Source organism: bacterium (genome assembly GCA_008933615.1).
Classification (GTDB): Bacteria; CLD3; CLD3; order SB21; family SB21; genus SB21.
Map to the genome: position 1 here is coordinate 57886 of WBUR01000003.1, position 21279 is coordinate 79164.

General features: G+C 44.2%; 16 protein-coding genes. 11 read left to right on the forward strand and 5 right to left on the reverse strand.

From position 1 onward, the window contains the following. The 10 genes from F9K33_01760 (at position 1) to F9K33_01805 (ending at position 13848) form a co-directional block, all read left to right on the forward strand. A complete protein-coding gene (locus F9K33_01760; GenBank protein ID KAB2881223.1) occupies positions 1 to 3267 on the forward strand; it encodes a protease in 3267 nt (1088 codons plus the stop codon). A 142-nt stretch (positions 3268 to 3409) separates the two neighbouring features. After that, entirely contained in the window at positions 3410 to 5065 is a 1656-nt protein-coding gene (locus F9K33_01765) for a hypothetical protein (protein ID KAB2881224.1), read from the forward strand. Positions 5066 to 5245: 180 nt separating this feature from the next. Next, the gene (locus F9K33_01770; protein ID KAB2881225.1) at positions 5246 to 5611 is read left to right on the forward strand and encodes a hypothetical protein; all 366 of its coding nucleotides are present in this window, start codon (positions 5246 to 5248) and stop codon (positions 5609 to 5611) included. A gap of 1 nt (position 5612) precedes the next feature. Then, entirely contained in the window at positions 5613 to 6320 is a 708-nt protein-coding gene (locus F9K33_01775) for a cell wall-active antibiotics response protein (protein KAB2881226.1), read from the forward strand. Between the two features lie 49 nt (positions 6321 to 6369). Further along, complete coding sequence (locus F9K33_01780) at positions 6370 to 7428, forward strand: sensor histidine kinase (GenBank protein KAB2881227.1); 1059 nt, start codon at positions 6370 to 6372, stop codon at positions 7426 to 7428. 14 nt (positions 7429 to 7442) lie between these two features. Further along, a complete protein-coding gene (locus tag F9K33_01785; GenBank protein ID KAB2881298.1) occupies positions 7443 to 8174 on the forward strand; it encodes a response regulator in 732 nt (243 codons plus the stop codon). 535 nt (positions 8175 to 8709) lie between these two features. Continuing rightward, positions 8710 to 9858, forward strand: coding sequence for an AraC family transcriptional regulator (locus F9K33_01790; GenBank protein KAB2881228.1), 1149 nt, complete (start codon positions 8710 to 8712; stop codon positions 9856 to 9858). 151 nt (positions 9859 to 10009) lie between these two features. After that, positions 10010 to 10735: a hypothetical protein gene (locus tag F9K33_01795; GenBank protein ID KAB2881229.1), complete on the forward strand. Its 726-nt coding sequence runs from the start codon at positions 10010 to 10012 to the stop codon at positions 10733 to 10735. Continuing rightward, entirely contained in the window at positions 10617 to 11714 is a 1098-nt protein-coding gene (locus F9K33_01800) for an amidohydrolase family protein (protein KAB2881230.1), read from the forward strand. The genes F9K33_01795 and F9K33_01800 overlap by 119 nt, the downstream gene beginning before the upstream one ends. Before the next feature lie 124 nt (positions 11715 to 11838). Next, on the forward strand, positions 11839 to 13848 hold the full coding sequence (locus tag F9K33_01805; protein ID KAB2881231.1) for an amidohydrolase family protein: 2010 nt from the start codon (positions 11839 to 11841) through the stop codon (positions 13846 to 13848). Positions 13849 to 14119: 271 nt separating this feature from the next. On the opposite strand, the gene truA is transcribed toward F9K33_01805, so the two are convergent. Genes truA through F9K33_01830 form a run of 5 tightly spaced genes read right to left on the reverse strand, consistent with a single transcriptional unit; the run spans position 14120 to position 18738 of the window. Further along, complete coding sequence (gene truA / locus F9K33_01810) at positions 14120 to 14899, reverse strand: tRNA pseudouridine(38-40) synthase TruA (GenBank protein ID KAB2881232.1); 780 nt, start codon at positions 14897 to 14899, stop codon at positions 14120 to 14122. 30 nt (positions 14900 to 14929) lie between these two features. Next, the gene (locus F9K33_01815) at positions 14930 to 15481 is read right to left on the reverse strand and encodes a YkgJ family cysteine cluster protein (GenBank protein KAB2881233.1); all 552 of its coding nucleotides are present in this window, start codon (positions 15479 to 15481) and stop codon (positions 14930 to 14932) included. Continuing rightward, a complete protein-coding gene (locus F9K33_01820; GenBank protein KAB2881234.1) occupies positions 15397 to 16878 on the reverse strand; it encodes a hypothetical protein in 1482 nt (493 codons plus the stop codon). The genes F9K33_01815 and F9K33_01820 overlap by 85 nt, the downstream gene beginning before the upstream one ends. After that, positions 16875 to 17606 (reverse strand): tRNA-dependent cyclodipeptide synthase, encoded by a 732-nt coding sequence (locus F9K33_01825; GenBank protein ID KAB2881235.1) that lies wholly within the window; start codon positions 17604 to 17606, stop codon positions 16875 to 16877. The genes F9K33_01820 and F9K33_01825 overlap by 4 nt, the downstream gene beginning before the upstream one ends. Beyond that, complete coding sequence (locus F9K33_01830) at positions 17593 to 18738, reverse strand: hypothetical protein (GenBank protein KAB2881236.1); 1146 nt, start codon at positions 18736 to 18738, stop codon at positions 17593 to 17595. Before F9K33_01830 ends, F9K33_01825 begins: the two co-directional genes overlap by 14 nt. Positions 18739 to 18934: 196 nt before the next feature. On the opposite strand from F9K33_01830, the gene F9K33_01835 reads away from it, so the two are divergent. Continuing rightward, a complete protein-coding gene (locus tag F9K33_01835) occupies positions 18935 to 21100 on the forward strand; it encodes a GWxTD domain-containing protein (protein KAB2881237.1) in 2166 nt (721 codons plus the stop codon). Positions 21101 to 21279: the final 179 nt, after the last annotated feature.

Below are 21279 nucleotides of genomic sequence, written 5' to 3' on the forward strand. Positions count from 1 at the left end.
ATGAAAAGCTTATTACTCTTATTTCTTGGACTTATGTTTTTAAACACTCTGTATTCACAGGAAGAAGCCCGTCTGCTGAGATTTCCTGCAACGAACGGCAGTTATATCGTATTTTCGTATGCCGGTGATTTGTATACGGTCGGCATCGACGGCGGTATTGCGCGAAAACTGACGAATCACGAAGGTTACGAAATGTTCCCGCGTTTTTCTCCGGACGGAGAATCATTGGCATTTACAGGCCAGTATGACGGTAATACGGAAGTGTACCTCATGACGGCTGGCGGCGGCATTCCCAAACGCCTGACCGTCACCGCTACGCTGGGACGAGACGATGTATCGGATCGTATGGGCCCTAATAACTTGGTTATGACGTGGAAAAATAAAACTCCGGAAATCGTATTTCGTTCACGCATGACTTCCTACAACGATTTTATCGGACAATTGTACTCGGTAAATGTCGACGCAAGTCCGGCAAGTGAATTACCGCTGCCGCGCGGAGGATTTTGTTCGTTTTCACCCGATGATAAAAAAATGGCCTACAATCGTGTATTCCGGGAATTCCGTACGTGGAAGCGCTACCGCGGCGGTATGGCGGACGATATCTGGATCTATGATTTTGAGACCAAAAAGATAGAAAATATTACGAACAACGACGCGCAGGATATTATCCCCATGTGGGCGGGTAATAAAATATATTTCCTTTCCGACCGCGATGTGAATAAGAGGATGAATCTATATTCGTATGATCTGGGAACGAAAGTAACTAAACAGCTCACAACCTTTACCGATTTCGACATCAAATTTCCCTCTCTCGGCAAAGGCGCCATTGTTTTCGAAAATGGCGGATTTATATTTCGCTTTGATCTGGCGAGTGAAAAAGCCGTGATAGTTCCTATTCAGGTCAAGGAAGATTTTACGACCGGGCGCGGCGGCCTGATCAATGTGAGCAGAAACATCAGCAATTATGAAATTTCTCCCGATGGCAAGCGCGCATTATTCGGCGCACGCGGCGATGTGTTCACAGTTCCGGCCAAAAACGGCATCACGCGGAACCTGACTCAAAGTTCCGGCGTGCATGAACGCAACTCCAAATGGTCGCCTGATGGAAAATGGATCGCATTTATTTCCGATCAATCGGGTGAAAATGAAATTTGGATAATGCCTCAAGACGGCAGCGCGAAACCTACACAGATCACCAAAGGAGCAGACACGTATTACTACTCAATTTACTGGTCGCCGGACAGTAAAAAAATTCTGTGGGGTGACAAAAAACTCCGCCTTCGTTTTGTGGACGTGAACACTAAGACGATCACGGAAGTTGAAAAAGCCTCCGCATGGGAAATTACACAATATGGGTGGTCGCCTGACAGTAAGTGGATCACGTACGGCAAACCGGAAGAAGAAGGCATGAATAAGATTTATGTTTATTCTCTGGACCAGAAAAAATCGTTCGATGTGACGGACGGATGGTATGACGCCAATAGTCCGGCGTTCAGCAGTGACGGCAAATATTTACTCTTTGCATCCAGCCGGGATTTTAATCCAATTTATAGTCAGACGGAGTGGAACCACGCATATCAGGATATGGAGCGCGTGTATTTCGTGACTCTTTCGAAAGATACCGATTCGCCGTTTAAACTGAAGAACGATGAAGTGGAAATAAAAAAAGAGGAAACAAAGGCCGAATCCAAAGATGCCAAAAAAGATGAACCCTCAAAATCTGATAAAAAAGAAACGGTTGTGAAAGTGGATATGGACGGAATTAAATCGCGCATCATAGGTTTGCCGATTTCATCCGCTAACTATTTTAATCTTGCCTGTGTCGATGACAAAGTCTACTACAATCGTAAGAGCAGTAAAGACGAAAAAAACATTTTCCTGATGTATGACCTTAAAGACCAAAAAGAAACAGAACTGGGTCAAATTGACGGATATGAGATATCTACAGATAACAAAAAAATGATCGTTTCACAAAGCGGCAGCCACGCCATCATCGACCTTCCCAAGGGAAAAATTGAAATAAAAGACAAACTAAACACCTCAGGCATGGAAATGAAACTGGACCGTCACGCCGAATGGGTTCAGATCTATAATGAATGCTGGCGGCAAATGCGTGATTTCCTTTATGATCCGAATCTGCATGGCGTGGACTGGGAAGGAGTTCGCAACAAATATGCGCCGCTTGTGTCGTATGTAAATCATCGGAACGATTTGACGTACATCATTGGAGAGATGATAGGGGAGCTTAATATCGGCCACGCTTACGTCGGCGGCGGCGACCGCCCGCAGGCGAAACGAATTCCACTCGGTCTTCTGGGGGCTATGTTGGAAAGGGACCCTGGTACAAAATATTATCGCATTACGAAAATTCTCAACGGACAGAATTGGGATAAGACAACCCGCTCGCCGTTTACCGAAGTTGGCGTCAACGTCAATGAAGGCGAATACGTTATTGCAGTTAACGGCCAGCCGACAAACCAGATGAATAATATTTACGAAGCGCTGGTGAATACCGCAGATAAACAAGTGATTTTAAAGGTTAATTCCAAGGCAACGGATACGGGCGCGCGTGAAGTATCCATCACGCCGATCGGCGACGAATCAAATTTGTATTATTACAAATGGGTTCAGACCAATATCGACAAAGTTGCCAAAGCAACCGGCGGAAAGGTCGGATATATCCACGTTCCAAACATGGGTGTTGAAGGTTTGAATGAGTTTGTCAAACATTTTTATCCGCAGCTTCGCAAAAAAGCGCTCATCATTGACGTTCGCGGTAACGGCGGCGGCAATGTTTCCCCAATGCTGATCGAACGGCTGCGTCGAGAGCTTGTGATGGTCAGTTCCGCCAGAAATCTGTCGATCACGCCTGACCCGAACGCGATGATTCTTGGTCCGATGGTCTGCCTGCTCAATGAGTTTTCGGCTTCTGACGGAGATTTGTTTCCGTATCGTTTTAAAAAAATGAAATTAGGCAAACTCATTGGGAAACGCAGTTGGGGCGGGGTTGTGGGTATCCGCGGCTCTCTTCCGCTGGCGGACGGCGGCTATTTGAATCGCCCGGAATTCTCTCGTTACGGAAGCGACGGCAAAGAGTGGATCATTGAAGGTTATGGCGTGGATCCGGATATTTATGTAGATAACGATCCCGCCAAGGAATACGCCGGTACGGATGAACAACTCAACAAGGCGATCGAGGTAATCCAGGATGAATTGAAACAGCATCCGCAGGAATTACCCAAAGCGCCGGACTATCCGAAAAAATAATTTTTTGCCAAGGCGTCAAGAATAGGTTGGAAAATTCATCTTTTTAATCTCCCGCAGATACCGCAAATTAACGCAGAAAACGTTCTGCGGGGATCGGCGAGGTCTGCGGGACAAAAATGCAAAGTAAAAACAGGAGACTGACATGAAGTATTTTATAATTGTTCTACTGATTGCCGTAGCCGGTTGTCAGAAGCCTAAGGAAAAACCGATGGAAGAGAAAAGCGAGCTTCAGAAGAAGATCGATGCGTATGCGAAAATTGAAATTAATGTAAAAATGGATCACCTCTCGCCTAGAGAAAAAGAATTGGTCAATACGCTGGTGAAAGCAGGCGAAATTGCCGATGAGATATTCTGGAAACAGACGGCCTATGACGCTGCCGCTGTCCGTGATATGCTGAAACCTAAAACGGATAAGGCTTCCAAAGAAGCTTTGGAATTTGTCATGATCAATTACGGGCCCTACGATCGGGAAGACCGCAAACGATTTATTGGTGACGGCCCGCAAGGCCATCCGGAAGGCGCCGCTTTCTATCCCGCGGATATGACCAAAGAAGAATTTGAAAAATACATTAAGGCCAATCCAAAAGAAGAGAAAGAACTTACCGGCCTGTACACGGTCGTTGTGCGCGAAAACGGGAAGTTGAAAGCGGTTCCATATCATCAAATGTACAAAGCGGAACTTGAAGCCATGAGCGCGTTACTTCAGAAAGCATCGGACCTGGCTGACAACGAATCACTCAAAAAATACCTCGCGGCGCGCGCGCGGGCAATATTGACCGATGATTATTATGAATCCGATGTGTTGTGGATGAAATTGAAGGACAATAATATAGACGTGGTCATCGGGCCCATCGAAAATTACGAAGATAACATGTTTAACTACAAAGCCGCATACGAAGCGGCTGTGATGATAAAAGATCCTGAAGGGACAAAAGAACTCCAGATCTTCCAGTCGCATCTCGACGCTCTTGAGCAGAATTTACCTCAGAAAAAAGAATATATCCGTTCCTCAGCCGGTAAAGCGAACGTGTTGGAAGTGGTGAATATCGCGTATTTCGGCGGTGATTTTCAGAAAGGCATAAAAACCATCGCGGCCTCGCTTCCCAACGATCCGAAGGTTCATGATGAATACGGCGGGAAGAAACAGATGTACAAAAATTTGATGGAAGCGAAATTTGAGAAGATCGTCAAACCGATCGGCGAAAAAATAGTTGCGGAAGATTTTCGCAAATATATCGACCCGCATTCGTTCACCACGTTTGTAACGATGCATGAAGTTTCGCATACCTTGGGCAGAAGTTATGTGTACGGAAACGATAAGCTGGACGTTCGCAAAGCGTTGACTGATTTGCATTCGGCTATCGAAGAAGCTAAAGCGGACGTATTGGGAATTTATAACATGGATTATTTCAAACGCCAGGGCATGTATGACGAGGAGGCAATGAAGCGTCATTACGTTACCTACCTCGTTGGATTATTCCGTTCCATTCGATTTGGCGCCGAAGAAGCGCACGGGAAAGCAAATATTGCCCAGATGGTCTTTTTGAAGGAGCAAGGCGCCGTAGCAAGAGATGCGAACGGATATTGGACGATCAATTTTGAAAAGTTCCAGTCCGGCGTTGCCGCGCTGGGCAAAGTTCTTCTTGAAATCGAAGCGGAAGGCAATTACGAAGGCGCGAAAATTTTTCTCGAAAAATACGGAAAATTAACTGACGATATAAAAGCCGATCTTGCAAAGATGACCGATATTCCGCGCGATCTGAATACGACGTATGGGATCATGAAAACAGTTCACTAAAAAACAGTATTTGTTACCGTCTGAGTTGTATTGTGAATATCAAAACCCGGTCCATTGCCGGGTTTTTGTTTTTTAACTCCGCTTACCGATATAAAACCTCCATATACCGAAAAGCCAGGAACATTTTATACGAAAAGCGGTATCTTGCAATGGGTTTAAGAATTAATAATTGGAGGTTATATGAAAGAGTATTCATCGCATCATTTCAGGTCGCAAATATTGTTCGGCCTGCTTTTCATTGTTGCGGGTATCGCGCTTTTTTTGGATCGATCCGATCTCCTTGAAGTAGGTTCGATCTGGCGTTATTGGCCATTCCTAATAGTTCTTTTTGGTATCAATAAGTTGGTACAGTTTTCTAATCCTCGCATCATGCTGAAGGGTTTTTGGCTTGTTTTCGTCGGGTTATGGTTATATGTTTCGATCGAGCATGTTTGGGGATTGGAGTTCAGCGACACATGGCCCATGCTGGTCATTGCATGGGGGATTTCCCTCGTGGTAAAAAGTTTTTTAAAGGGCTCAGAAGAATATTGTTTTAAGGAGAATTAATATGGACAACCAAACGTTTCGTTTTTCGCCGCAATTGATGATCGGCGCCGCTATTATGATACTGGGCTTTTTATTTCTTTTCGATAATTTGAACGTGATTGATGCCGGCAGGATCATCCGCTTATGGCCTGTTCTTTTTATTTTGTTCGGAATTTTAAAAATCAGCCAATCACGAAACCCGTCAAGCTGGTTTGTAGGAGGCGTATTCATTTTCATCGGCTCCATTATGACCTTGGGCAGGCTTGGCATAATGCACTTTAGTTTGCACCAGTGGTGGCCTATATTTTTAATCATTGTGGGTATCAGTTTTTTATTAAAGGCTTGGACTCGTCATCAGCATGGCGCCGTTTTGGGAGCTAGCCGCATTATGAATCATGATGAGTCAACGGTTAACGTTGTTACGTTCATGGGAGGAAATCATATCAAAAATATATCTCAGGATTTTCGCGGCGGTGAAGTTACAGCCGTGATGGGCGGTGTGGAGATGGATCTCAGGCAGGCGTCAATGAGCGGCGAAGCCATACTCAATGTATTTACGTTTTGGGGCGGAATTGATATCAAAGTGCCGCCCGACTGGAACGTCATAATGAACGGCATCCCCATTCTTGGCGGAATTGACGATAAGACCGTCCAACCTGCGGATTCGCAGAGTAAACGCTTTGTTATCAAAGGCTATGCGATCATGGGCGGCGTGGAGATAAAAAATTAGAATTATTTCTGTTTTTAACCCTGCGATTTGTTTGTAAAAACGATTTTATATGCATCCGATTCTTGCGCATAGAGAAAAACTGGGACTGTATCTTTTCGCATGGCTGATACTCGGATTATTAATAACTACACTGGCGGTTTTATCTGACCGTTTCGCGTGGATATTTGCTTTGCTGTTTTCGGTTCCTGTCACGTTGCTGTACGCCTTCGTTGGCCTGTCGGCATATTATTTATGCCGCGCGTTTCCGCTTGATCGGGGAAAATTATTCCAACTCATACTCGTGTTTGTTTTTGTATCGGTAGTTTCCAGCGCCATGTGGATTCTGCTTGCCAAAACGTGGTATTGGGCGCTGAGCCAAATTACGCTCAATACGACACCAGTAGAGTTGTCCGATGCGTTGCTAACCATCTTGTTTGGAGTCGGTGTCGTTCTGTATATTCTATCGGTGTCGGTACATTACCTTCTCATTGAATTTGAAAAGGGAAGCCACGCGGAACGTCGCGAATTTCAACTGCAATTGCTTGCCCAAGATGCGGAACTGAAAAGTCTGCGCGCTCAAATTGACCCCCATTTTTTATTTAACAGTCTAAACTCCATCTCTGCGCTTACGACCGTCGACCCTGTTATTGCGAGGCATATGACGCTGCTGTTGGCCGATTTTCTGAGAAAAAGCCTGGATTTAGGCTCGAAAGATAAGATCACATTAGCCGAGGAGATTGAATTAGGATCCAATTTTCTTGATATCGAAAAAACGCGTTTTGCGGAACGACTTCAAGTGACTTATGATTGCGATCCTGCATGCAACGCCTGCTTGGTTCCTCCTCTGATATTACAGCCGCTGATCGAAAATGCTATAAAACACGGCATTGCCAATCTGGTTCAGGGAGGCATGATCATAATTCAGACAAAACGGTTAGGTAGCCGAGTGAGAATTTCTATCGAGAATCCGGTCGATAAGGAACCGTCGAGAAAAGCGGGCGCTCATCTTGGTTTGGAGAATGTCAAAAAAAGATTAGTAACATCGTATGCCGAAGAAGCCCGATTAGACATTATATCAACTGAAACGCGGTTTAAAATAGAAATCTTTTTGGCTGCGGAGGAAAGATGACGAAGAAAAAGGCAATTCGAACCCTGATCGTCGATGACGAATCTCTGTCACGGCGCATCGTACGGGAATACCTTGGACTGCATTCGGAGATCGAGATCGTCGGCGAATGTGCGAACGGATTTGACGCCGTAAAAGAGATCACGGAACAAAACCCCGATCTTGTATTTCTTGACATACAAATGCCGAAACTAAGCGGTTTTGAAGCGTTGGAACTTGTGGACAAAAATGTATCGGTTGTTTTTGTAACGGCCTACGATCAATATGCACTGAAAGCCTTTGAAGTTCACGCCGTGGATTATCTTCTCAAGCCATTCAGCCAACAGCGTTTTGATGAAGCACTGGAACATGCGCTACGGGACATATCCGCGAAAAAGCATAAAAACTTTCACGCGATAGCCGCCGCCGCGCAGCCTAAAGACCGTATTCAGGAACGTGTGCTGGTGCGCGAAGGATCACAGGTGCACGTTCTGCCGGCGGAAACGATAGACTATGTAGAGGCGCAGGATGATTATATCAGGATTCAGGCAGGTGGAAAATCATTTCTAAAACAACAGCGTTTATCTGAATTGGAAGAAGCTTTGGATCATAAAAAATTCATTCGGATTCACCGTTCGTATATTCTGAATATCGAACGTATGGCGAAGATCGAGCTGTATGCGAAGGACAGCCGCGTGGTGATACTTAAGGACGGTACGAAATTGAATGTGAGCCGGGCGGGGTATGAGAAATTACGCGGATTGCTGTAATAAAACAAACGTATTCATGGGTGGCTCCGATATTGAGAAGAATGCCATCGACACAAAGATAGAGATAGTTTTCCTGCAAGGGCGCTTCTTTCCATGCTATGTTGTCGCCACTGGGCTTTGAAGCGAGTGATCATTGCCGCAGATGACGGATTGAGGTCTCCAAACACGGTGCTCTATACTACGCAAAGATATAAGCGGCCAAGCCATACAGATACAGCTAGGCATAAACGCATCAATGGCTGGAGTTCGGAGTTGGTATATACCCAGTATTTAAGACGCAAGATCATCTATTTAGCGTCGGCCAAAACTAATCCGTTTGAGGTTTGAAGTCATAGATTGATTTGGATTTGTTTGACATACTTTTTCACTGACGACCTCTGTAAGTTTTGAGAAAATAGGTGCTTCTTACATTAATTTGCGGAGTCGCCGCATTTATTCATCCTTTTTTCTGTACACAGCTTCTAAAATTAACTCCATGCAAGAACAAGAAACGGACCTTATCGTATAAACGTCAGCTTAATCAAGTAAAGCATTTATGTTGTCCGAAATACTTTACGCCATCAAAATTGTAACTGTTTTTCAGTTATTATTTTTCTCAGTTTTTCTTTTTTTTCATAGTCGATCGGGAAAGCTGGGAAATTATATTCTTGCTGGCTTTCTTGCGGCGCTTACGTTTGGAACGATTTACCGACTTTCATTTTACGATATCGAAATTTGCATTGAAAAATATCCCCAACTCGTTTTTATAGGCGAATCGTCCGGGCTAATTCTAGGGCCTTCGCTGTATTTGTATGCGCAAACGATCGTTCGCGGAGAGCAGGCTGTTAATCTAACCAAGTTACTGCTGCACAGCATTCCTTTTATAGTTTTCTGGGCGTTCTTCTTACCTCAACTAAATGTTGATTTTTCAACGGAAGGACGTTTGTTTTCGACATCGCTAGAAATGTTTCTGCCGTATGCGGATATTTTGATTCATGGTTTGATCGTTACCCATTTTATTGTCTATACGTCGTCAACGCTTTTGACTATCCATAGATATCATAAAGAAATGTTGAATCATTATTCCACGGTAGAAAAATTACGCTTTCGGTGGTTGGCTATTTTGATAACCGCGTTTGTAAGCACATGGTTTTTGGGATTTGCCAATTATACCTCTGCATGGTATGGTGAGCAAATCAAATCGGTTGGGGTGTCGTACGTATTTGCTGCATTTATTTTTTCAAATCTCATTATTATCAAAGGGCTTCGACAGCCGCAGATTTTCATCGATCTTTTTCAGATCGTCCCGGATCGTCCCAAATATTCAAAAACCTTATTGCGGGATGAAGAGATCAAAACGTATCGACAGCAGGTGCAAAACTATATGGAAAAGTATAAGCCGTACACGGATGCCGGATTTACGATGGATGATCTTGCGAATGCGTTATCACTCCCCGCCCATGTCGTTTCACAGGTGCTCAATACATCTTTTGAAAAAAACTTTTTTCAATTTATAAATCACTATCGCATCGAAGAATGTAAGCGGCTTTTTCAAGTTCAGTCCGGTGAAAAGGCATCCGTCCTTGAGATATGTTATAAATCCGGCTTTAATTCTAAAACGACGTTTAATACTACATTCAAAAAAGTGACAGGATATACACCCACCGAATATTTAAGAAAAACTACTGATTCTCCAAAAAAATAAGGATTTATATGCCAGAAACTGTTTTGAAGTGCTGTCCTTTTATCTGTAAATTCGTTCGACCTTATTAACCTGAACGATTCTTCCACTTGAAAACGCTATCTTTTCTTGATTTTGCTCTGATTCTTCAACTCACAAGAAAAAAATCGTTCTAATGCCGCATAAATACAAACACTTTCTGTCGTTCACATCAATATCATCCATTTTTGGCGCGATAACTACAGCGTTTCTTTTTTTATGGGCATCCGCGGCGCCGCCGGACTTTGAATCGCAATTGAAGCTTGCTGACAACCCTTGGTATATGGGAAAACTCTGGATACTTTTCTTTCATCCGCAATTTAATTTTTTGGCTGTTATAGGTATAGCGATAATCCGACTGCGGGAAACGCCGGGATTAGTGATAAGTAGCGTGTTGTTTTTACTGATATGGATGATCACGGAAATGTCGCAGCAAGCCTTTTTAATAGACGCTCTCAATCAAATGTGGAGGCCGGCTTACGTACAGGCCGATACCGAACTGAAAAGAAATATCTACGAAACGCTTATTCGCGGAGCGTCGGGTTTTTCGGACAGTAAATATTTTGTCCTTCTTTATGCGTTCGGACTAGGCAGTTTGTTGTTGGGTCTGTCATTGCTCCGTGATACCGGCTTGGCAAAATGGATCGGATCCATTCAGATGTTTATCGGGATTTTAAGCCTGTCGTCTTTTGTTCGATATTATTTTTATTTTTCTTCGCTTGATCCGATAGTCAACTGGTTATATGAATGGATTTATGTTTTTATTCAGCCTTTCGTTCGACTACTTATCGCGTATTGGCTTTTTTCTCAAATCAAAAAACTCAATTACAAGGATGAATCTGCGCATGATTATCAAGCGTAGCTCGATGAAAAGATGGATGCTTGTGTTGTTATGGTTCAGTAGCATTCATATAAACGCCCAAAATGAAAATCAGCGCGAGCGCGATTCTATCGTTGATCACCACGTACATTTCTTATCGCCGGATTTGATTTCCCAATGGAAAGCTCTGGGGATCCCTTTTTCTAAAAAAGATAATTTCTATTCCGATATCGATTCGATCGTGAGACTGCTCGGAACGCGTCACATGAAACTTGTATCGATGGCGCACGTATTCACTTCTTCAGAATTCGGCCCGCCCGCTTCCGATGCATATGAAGCCGTAAAAAAGGAAAATAACTATTTAGCCTATCTTAAAAACAAGTATCCAAAGACTATAAGAGCTTATTATGGAATAGATCCTCTTCAGAATTACACATTGACGGAAATCAAACGCTGTCAGCGGGAATTAGGGTTAGACGGTATCAAGTTACATTTTAACACTTCCCAGGTATTTTTGACAGAACCGGAACACCGAAAGAAGGTCAAGGAAGTGTTTAAATATGCTTCTATACATCAGATACCCGTCTTGTTGCATCTGGATAACAGCCATGGGAGTTTTGGGGAACTTGATGTGCGTTTACTGGCCGACTCGATACTATCCGGTTTGGATTACGTCAAGCTTCATATTGCGCATTTCGGCACTTCCGGCGGTTTCAATGCAAGGACAAAGAGCGTCATTGATACGTTTACCGAATTATTTTCAGAGCAGCATCCGATTTCGAAACAACATATACGCTTCGATATTTCGGCGGTTGGGTTGAATAAGGATAGCGATGGAATCGCCCGCCTAAACGAAGAACAATTTAAAGAACTGGGTATCTATGCGCGCAAGTTAGGCTTTGATAAAATTGTATTTGGAACGGATTACCCGCTGTATTCAGCCCATGAATATCTGAACGTACTAAAAAACAAACTCAATCTTACACCGGACGAGTTAAAACAGCTCTTAATGGAGAAATGAACAATGATACTGCCGTTAAAGAGTCGCGGAAAATTCCTGTAGAACTTATTCCAGACGATAACCCTTTCACGTTAATTCATTTAAGACCTGTGTATGCTGCACAACAAACTTACGAGGAGGTACTTTGAGTATCAAAATAGTCCTGTACGTTTATTTGTTGTTTGTCACCCTTGACAATTACAACCTGATTTTGGCGCAGACAAACGTATTTACGAATGTCAATATCATTCCGATGGACAGTGCGCATATATTGACGGATCATTTCGTTATGGTGACCGACGGGAAAATCGCATATATCGGAAAGGAGAAACCCGCGCGAATCCCAAAAAAAGCACATTATATCGATGCCCGTGGAAAATATCTCATACCCGGATTGATTGACAGTTACGCTCACATCCATGAAAAAAACCTCGGGCTTTTTCTCGCTAACGGTATCACTACGGTACGCAATGCTCCCGGTTCCGCCTTTCAGCATGCTCTCAAGAAATTAACCGACAGCCAGGAGCTGATAGGTCCACGAATATACAGCGTTGGACCTGCGCTAACGGGATCAATAACGGCTTATCATACGCAGGGTGCTTTGGCCAATGCGGAAGAAGTTCGATTTGCAGTAAGGGAAACCAAGCGTATGGGTTACGATGCCGTTTTTTCGTATGTTACGATCTCTCCGGAAGTTTATAAGGAGATGTTGGACGAGGCGCAAAAATGCGGACTTCCCGTTCAAGGCCATGTACCCTACATGGTTCCCTATAAAGACTATATTGAAGGAAATCAATCATCTTTTGACAATCTTGTCGGGTTAATGAATTTACAAAGCGGAGCCACTTACCCGGAGGAACGCCTGGCTCAGTTTGCAGATGACTACAGGCGAACTGGAAAATACGTTATTCCCACCCTGACTATCCATAAAGCACGAGCCTCGGCCAGAAAAATAGACAGCCTAAAAAATCAATCTTCGATGAAATATGTGCTACCCCGCCAAAAGGAGTACTGGCGTCTGAACTCACAACAATACACTTATTCCGGCGCCCCGGATATCGTAAAGACATTTTACCAAAATGGCGTCCAACTTCTTTTAGGCTCAGACGGCGGTTTTCATTTTGTTGTGCATGGTTTTTCCTATCTTGATGAAGCGCAGAATTTTGCCGAGTTGGGAATATCCAACTATGACATACTCAGCGCCGGTACGGTCCACGCGGCGCGCTATCTCGGCTGGGATAAAAAAATCGGGACGATCGAAGTTGGCAAAGAAGCCGATTTGGTTTTACTTAATCGTAACCCGTTGGAAGATATCAGAGCGCTTGCTGATCACAGCGGCGTCATGATCCGTGGGTCATGGTATTCCCGGGAACAACTTGATGAAATGTTAAGAACACTTGAAAAAGAAATTCACGAAATGCCCGCAACAAATCGCATGGAGTTTTTTCCAAAACCGCCGCGTTCGTTTGAACCTTATGCGCAATATGAAATATATTATAAATCGGTACGGTGTGGAGATGAAAAAATCTATATATCGCAAGACGGTAAGCAACAGTCAAAGATCCTGAGTTATAACAGTATTGATCCTTTATGCCAGCGTAACACCATCACCGAATGGACGTTTCAGAATGATAATATTCAAGATACGAAAGTGAAGCGTACTTCCATCGAAGGGACTACGGAAGTATCCATGCGACCCAACAAAGGTTATACATCCGTCACCGGTCAGCATCCTATCTTCGGCACGATTAACTTCACGGATAGCACGGATGTTCATCGTATAACCGGAGGGCCTAACACATCGATCAATCTGGACGTAGACGTGGTCGGTAACTATTACGTGTTATTTAAGCATTTGAAGCCGCTGGATATCGGTCAAACCGATAGCGTCATATCAAAAAAAATAGAACTTAATCCCGAAGAGTGGGGACGCCAATCTATCATTGGTAATTCCTGGTACAAGGTCACACGAGTAATTGCAAATGACACTGTTGCGAATCATAAAAAGTATGAGATTACTCAACCGGGATTCAACGGCTCTCCGGATTTTAACTTCAAAAGCGTAATTACCGTTAATGAAGATGGTGTGATCGATCATATCACGTTTAATGACAATGTGATCATAAAAAAGGTAAAATGGTCCGCAATAAAGTAGAAGCCCCCTAAGAATAATAAAACAACAAATTAGTTTTTCAAGGGCCAAAAGGCGATTAAAAGGAGTATTGGAAGCAGAAGTATCCGAAAAAATGGCTGCTATTACGAGGTATTAAAAAACTTTATATATTTCTTACAGCCCAAGGGATGATCCCAAAATCGGGCGTTTGGGAACAGCAACATAAAACGAAATTAAATGTAAGTCGAGCGGGATATGAGAAATTAAAGGGTTTGTTGTAGTTCTGCGCCTCAGCGTCTTCGCAGTAAAATTATTATTCGATCTTCAGAACCGGCTCCAAAACATCCAGCCTTTTATCATCCTTATAATAGACCCGTTCCAGAAATAATCCCGATGGCGGTGCAGTGAATCGTGCCGGAATATCGGATTTCGACTGGAGAAATTGTTGAATGTCTTTTGACGTCAATTTTCCGCGGCCCACTTCCGCCATAACACCTACCATTTGCCGGACCATCTTCCATAAAAAATGCGATCCAACGATTCGAATGAGGATTAGAGCTCCGCTTTCTTTGATCTGAATACTCTCGATCATCACTTTGGAAGATTTGCTTTCCATTTCGTCCGGGGCAAAAGATTGAAAATTTTTCAGCCCGACAAATAATTTTGCCGCATCCTGCATTTTCTGAATATTCAATTCATCCTTGATCCACCAAACAAACCGTTTTCCGAACGCGCTCCGGCGGCGCGAGATCTGATACAAGTAACTGCGCGCAACAGCGTCATGCCGCGCGTGAAACTTGGTATCTGCTTTTTCGATGTCCAGAATATGAATATCGGCGGGCAGGGCATCGTTGATCTGAATTCGCAGTTTAAACGGTTCGAGTTTTGTCACCGCCTCCAGATGTGCCACTTGCCTGAGCGCATGCACACCGCCATCCGTACGTCCGGAAGCGTACAATTCGAACTCGTTCGTATTCAACACCTTCTCGACCGCAGTGATAATTTCGCCCTGAACGGTGCGCGCTTCTTTTTGCGCCTGCCAGCCGCTGTAACGGGTTCCCTCGTATTCGATAATTAGTTTGTAACGGGACATGAGATCAACCTTACGTGCAACGCACGCTTTTTAATGAAGCAAAATCTTTTTTATTATTCTCTGCAAAAACTTCGGTATTCCCGGCAGATAATTATCAAATGGTTTAATCGAGTAAACAGCCGGTCGTTCGTCGCGGTCATGTTTCATTCCCGGACAACCCGAATCATAATACAATTGTCCGTCAATCCGATACCACGGATATTCCCGGCAGCCCTGCGGCCGCGCTGAGTAGCACGAACAGGCTTTATCTTTTAATAGCGCACAGGCGAAACCGTTTGATTTTAGTTTAATACTCTTGCCGGAACGAACGAGCGATGGCTCGCCGATTTTTAAAGCATCTTCTTCCGTTACAACCACACCGCCGCCCAGAACATCACAACATAGTCCGCATTCCCCGCCGATACAATCCAGCCGGATCGGCGCATCGGCTTTTCGCAGATGTAGTAATCCTTTTTTACGCGCGTAGAAAATAATCCGGATCAGGCGAAACACGGAACTCACGTATTCTCCTTTTGTTGTAAGAGAAATCCGATTCCCAGCATGAGCGATGAGACCAGAAGGCTTGACACCGGCGCGAGAAATACAATTTCGTCATTGATAATATACTTGCCATAACCCGCGGTTGCCCATCCTGCAATAAATCCTGACGCAATACTCACGGATGCCCAGCGGGATAGCTTCTGCAGTTTGGTCTTATCGCCAAATAAGGCGGCCATGATGGAAGGGAATAAGCCCAACTGCGCTCCGTAGATCGCAAATACAAAATCGGCGATGGAAAAACCGATGGATGACAATATCACCACAACGCCCATAGACAACAAAGCAGCTGTGATTAAGATCAATCTTGAAATCCAGAGCTCTCTTGCGGAATCAATCCGCTCTTTTAGTTTTCTCCCTTGCGAAATCAGATCTTCATAAACCGTGTGCGATACGGCGATCAATTGTGTTGACGCGGTGGACAGCATCGCGCCGTATAAGCCGAGCACAACAAAGAACAATGCCATCATCGGAATAAGTCCATTCATTCCGCCTATCGCGTTGAGCAGCGTCAAAAGAGGATTTACCCGTTCCATCGGCACGATGACCATAAATGCGAGACATGCCGTGACAACAAACAATCCCCAGCTCAGCGCAGAGATGAAGACGCTTGAAAATAGTCCGCGGTATACCGTTTCCGGTTTCTGCGATGCGGCTATACGCTGCCAGACGCTCATGTCGGAAATAAAAGTTGGAACATTGATCACCCATACGCCCAGAAGAAAAGCGGGCAGTTCTTCACGCCAGGTAAATTGTTTTATTTCATCCGGAATGTTGGCAAGATTGACCGCCCAGCCTTCATGGCCGCGCACGAAATAAAAATAAAAACCAAGCAGAGCGGCGAGAAACAGCCAGATGGAAACCATTTGAATGCGGTCCGTCACGATCACGGCGCGAAATCCGCCGTAGGACGTGTATGCGAGTCCTATCAACGCCAGAACAGAAACCGCCAGCCAAAGCGGAATTTCAGGAATCAGGCTGGCAAGAAATCGGGAACCGACGGTTAGTTCCACGGCAAATGCGCCGAGAAAACCAAGGCTTGTGCAGGCGGCGCCGATCATGTACAAGGAACGGGAATTGAATTCCTGTCCCAAGAACTCATGCAGCGTCGGGCGATGGTCGTAAGCTGACAACTTTGTCCAGATTCGTTTTGCGACAAAACGTACGCAGAAAAGTCCGATCGACGTTGTGATCACCGTCCAGAAGAGCCACACGCCGAGTTCCGGCGCCAATTCAAAAAAGGCAAGAACGACCGTCGCCAGGGAAATGCTGGTAGCAACGGTGCTTGAGGAAAATTCAGCTGAATTTCTTATTTCAGCCTGATGTCCGCCGGTTAAAGGAATGAGATCGGCCAGGTTGCGGTTTTTCCTTCCGAGCAAGAAACCGACAAATAAATAAACGGAAAAAGCGCAGAGAAGCGCCGCTGCAACAGTTACCGTCATGATGGATTTTTGCTTTTTTTGGTGATGCGCAATTCGACGTTGATGCGCTGTTTCAATGCGGGAGGAATGTGCGGAAATTTACCGGCGGCAATATCCACTAGTACGGGAATTTCGGCGCCGGGATATACTTCCACCGCCCAGCCGTTTTCGACAAGAACGCTGAATACCGCTATCTCTTCAAGCAGATATTGGGTTGATAAGGCTATGGCTGTTTTTTTGTCTACAACGGGGCTTTTTTTATTTTTCATCTGGCGAGAAATAAATTCAGTCGATGTTTTATCGATCGATTCCCGAAATTCAAAACTGGATACAAATAGTTCATCCAGGATCTTTTTCGCCTTATGGTATTCCGGCGAGTCGAGAAACGACTTCCAGCGTGTCACACGAAATTTTTCTTTAGGAAGTAGCGACAGATATTTTTCGGACTCTTTTAAAAAAGCATCGCCCATGCGCAGCGATTCAATTTCAGCTTCTTTGGCCTGTCGGTTGTAGAAAATATGTTCGTTATAACGCTGAAGATAATCGCCTACTACAATCAGGCATTCGTCAAAATGACGTGAAATCCATTCGAGCAATACCTGGAACGATTCGCCGCGGAACTGCGGATTGCCAATGCTGATACCGAGATAACATCGGCGGTGGAGAAACAGTTCTTTCTGCGTGATCGCCGGCGCGATACTCTCGATGCGTGTGGTGTATTCGGTTAATAGATCTTTATTTGTTGTCAAGTTCGTTCCAGAGTTTTTCGATGTGTTTGAGTTTTTTCACGGTTTCGTTGTATGTAAAACTCGTGCCGTAGTGTACACGGTCTTCTTTGGCGTTCATCACGGAGTTATCCGCGAACGCCACCACGTTACCGCCGCGGAGTTTATAAAACCAAAGATTATTCATCTCGACGGATTCGTGCAGCAGGATATCGTCAAACTGTTTGATCTGCGGATATCCCCATTTGATCTGGATCTTTTTCATCGCTTCGTTGAATCGAGGCAGGCGCTGTTCATATTTTTTGTGATTCTTTTCGAGGAAACGTTTGAAATTGGTTGTGAATTCCTTCAACACCTCTTTGCGATTGGGCGAAAGGTACATGATCTCCAGTTTTTCAAAATGTCCTTCCCATAAAAAGCTGTGATCGAAAAAATCAAAATTGGAATTATCCGTGAACATACGGTGGTCACGAATGGTGCCGACAATGTGCGTGATGCGCGACCGGTTTTTCTCTTCCCATTTCGCCAATTCATTGGGTGAAATGCGCGGGACGTAGCCTTGTAAATTTTCAAGCAGGTCTAACGAAAGATCGAGGTAAAACGGCGGCGTGGAACTCAACAATGATTTAACGTGGCTGTCGAGCAGTCCTTCCTGGTCAATAACCGTCGGCCGCGGCGTGGTAAGAAAGTTTTCCAGCTCGTTGTCAATATGCCGCGCTTTGATCTCGTCGCCGACGACGCTGGACTCTTCCGATTTGATAATCGGCCAAAGCGGATCAAATTTTTCAAAGAGATCATGTAGTTCCGCGTCGGCCTCGCCGAGCAGTTTGGACATGGCGCGCATGTCATCAATGGAATCGATGCCGGATTCCATCACCTGAATCGCAACCATGATCTTGCAAAGGGGATCGAGTTCGATTCTTTCAAAACTCTTGATTACCAGCACGGCTTTTCCGGGCTGCAGAACGGCCGAGCCCGCTTCGACCATGCGGTAGGATGAACCGCCTAAGCCTAATTTGGACGCAACTTCATCGGAAGAGAGTACCATAAAATTTCTCATCCGCTGCAAGACTAATCCCAATGCCTGCATAAGCGGATTTTTGAAAACCCTCTTAAGAGCTTCCAATTCTTTAGCGGAGGTCTTTGATCGATTCACGATGACTTTTAAAGTTATATTTAATAATGATTTAGTTTTACTATTTTAACGCTTTAACATAGTCAAATATAACAAAAAAGTCAAAAAAATAAAACATCAATATTGACTTAAATAAAAGTTGCCGTATATTGAAAGGCAAGTATTACGGAATCACATCATCTACCCAAAATGTAGCGGTCCGCAAAATCGGGTTCGTATGAAAAATTTTTTCCCATTTTTATTTTTTGTATCCCTTTGCTTCCAACTATCTTCCGTATTTTCGCAATCCCCAAAACCTCTCGATCTTAAAGACAGCATTAAAATTCTCAGGAAAGAACTAAAAAGTAATCCCGACGGCTCGCGCCTGCGTTTCGAACTGGCGAAATTATATCTTTCTGACGACGAATACGGCGGGATCATCGATCTATACGAAAAAAAATTCGATAAGAAAGAATGCACTGCCGCAGAATATAAAATGTACGCCGTTGCGCGGATCAGAAATTATGAAAAAATGGTTATCACCGGCAAAATACTATCCAAAATACCGATCGCATCCATGTTTCATTCCGATTTGTCCGACGCGGGAAAAGCCTTGGACCTAGTTCTGCAACAGGACTCTGCAGACCTTGAGGCTAAATTCTTTAAAGGCGTTTTACGCTGCGTAAACGGAAAAGAAACTGAAGCGGAAAATATATTTCGGGAGATCATTACAGCCGATCCTTATTTTAAGACGTACATTTTTTATGATGCGTGGCTGGAACTTGGAGCGCTTTTAAGAAAACAGGAACGATGGAAAGAAGCCAATGAGTTGTTTGAGAAACGAGCCGCTCTCGACAGCGCAGATACGTGGCCGATGATCCAATTGGCCTTGTCTTACATAGACGTAAAAAAAGATGAAGGCGCCACCCGCGCATTTTACCGGGGATTACGATCCGTTTCAGATCAAAAGAATATCGAGCAATTGTACTTAGAAGCATTACCGATCGCTACGAAAGAAGAAATTAATGTATGGAAAGTACTGGCCGCTCCCGCGGATCAACTCCAATTTCTACAGACATTCTGGAAAAGCCGCGATCCAAATCTCGTCGATGCTGTGAATGAACGATTGGTCGAACATTACCGCCGTGTGCAGCATGCGCGCACATATTACAAAAAAATTCGCTCGCCGTACTTCGATGACCGCGGATTAGTTTACATCAAAATGGGCCCGCCTGACAAATACTTTACAGGAGTCAATGACGCGTCCTGGGTGTACGAAAGCACGAATGAACATTTCGATTTTGTTGATGTAGGGCATGGCACGTACGAGATCCGGCCTTTATCTGATGCGGTACCTCTTGCAGGGAGCGCGCAGGAGCGGTTCGCTGCCTTGTACAATCTTCTGGATGCGCGTAGAAATTACCATACCGACTACGAACGCCTGGCCAACCGGATGAAAGGCGCCGAAAATAGTATTTCAGTTGAGCGTAACGCACAGCAGGTGCTTGGCGTTTATCAAAGCAATCTGAATATAATCGAACAACAATTGAATACCATTACACTGAGTAAGCCTGTAAACGAAAAATTCGATTTCAACACCGGCGCACAGCCCTTGCAAATCAACGCAAACTTCGCCTCTTTCAAAAGTACCAATTCTTCTCGCCTGGACTTTTATTATATGATTCCCGTTCAGCGGCTGAAATTCATGCCGGTCGAGAACGTTTATGATAAATCTTTTCTCACCGTGAAAGCGAAAATATTCGACACTACGTATCAGGAAATTAATTATCTCGAAAGAGACTACCGTATCACCAGCGTGGATTCCACGTTGCAATCGGAATATTACATAATTGACGAACTGCGCAGCCTGCTTAAGCCCGGTAATTATCTGCTGGCACTAGACATTCGTAACAATCTGAATGAAAAGATAGGAATTTACAAAATCAAGCTTCGCGTCCGAGATTATTCTTCCAGACAACTCACGATCAGCGACATTGAACTATCCTCCTCGGTGAGTCAGCAGGTAATCATTGACAAGTTCATCAAACCCGATACGAAATTGCGCGTCGTTCCAAACCCCGCGGGTTTGAGCCCAAAATCGAAACCGCTGACCATTTATTATGAAATCTATAATCTGACGTTGGATAATGAAGGGATGAGTTCGTACGAAGTATCTTATACGATAGACACCAAATCCAAGAAGAATTTTTTTGCAAAACTCTTTTCAGGCAACTCGAGTATCAGTTCTACGACGCTCAAGACCGGCGCATCAACTCTTGAAAGAGAATACATTGCGTTCGATATCAGCGAATTGCCGGAAGGGAAAGCTTTCCTAAGCGTGAAAGTAACCGATCAATTAAGCAATAAATCAGCAGTATCCTCAATCGAACTGAAAATAAAATAAATCGAGCGTTGTCGCCAACAAAGTTATTTGCACATCAAGGCGATTGTACATACCAATTCCCAAATCGTTAAAAGACCTTGATATATCCCTCATAGTTCAGTACCATTATTCCTAGAATTTATTTCTATCCATTGTTGATACCGGTAAGCTGTTGGGTTCATCGTTAGCTCAGAAAATAA

Bases quoted from the DNA above. Each gene is read 5' to 3' on its own strand.
- F9K33_01765 (KAB2881224.1), top strand. From the start codon at position 3,410: ATGAAGTATTTTATAATTGTTCTACTGATTGCCGTAGCCGGTTGTCAG.
- F9K33_01775 (KAB2881226.1), top strand. From the start codon at position 5,613: ATGGACAACCAAACGTTTCGTTTTTCGCCGCAATTGATGATCGGCGCC.
- F9K33_01770 (KAB2881225.1), top strand. From the start codon at position 5,246: ATGAAAGAGTATTCATCGCATCATTTCAGGTCGCAAATATTGTTCGGC.
- F9K33_01790 (KAB2881228.1), top strand. From the start codon at position 8,710: ATGTTGTCCGAAATACTTTACGCCATCAAAATTGTAACTGTTTTTCAG.
- F9K33_01800 (KAB2881230.1), top strand. From the start codon at position 10,617: ATGAATGGATTTATGTTTTTATTCAGCCTTTCGTTCGACTACTTATCG.
- F9K33_01795 (KAB2881229.1), top strand. From the start codon at position 10,010: ATGCCGCATAAATACAAACACTTTCTGTCGTTCACATCAATATCATCC.
- F9K33_01820 (KAB2881234.1), bottom strand. From the start codon at position 16,878: ATGACGGTAACTGTTGCAGCGGCGCTTCTCTGCGCTTTTTCCGTTTAT.
- truA (KAB2881232.1), bottom strand. From the start codon at position 14,899: ATGTCCCGTTACAAACTAATTATCGAATACGAGGGAACCCGTTACAGC.
- F9K33_01760 (KAB2881223.1), top strand. From the start codon at position 1: ATGAAAAGCTTATTACTCTTATTTCTTGGACTTATGTTTTTAAACACT.
- F9K33_01835 (KAB2881237.1), top strand. From the start codon at position 18,935: ATGAAAAATTTTTTCCCATTTTTATTTTTTGTATCCCTTTGCTTCCAA.
- F9K33_01780 (KAB2881227.1), top strand. From the start codon at position 6,370: ATGCATCCGATTCTTGCGCATAGAGAAAAACTGGGACTGTATCTTTTC.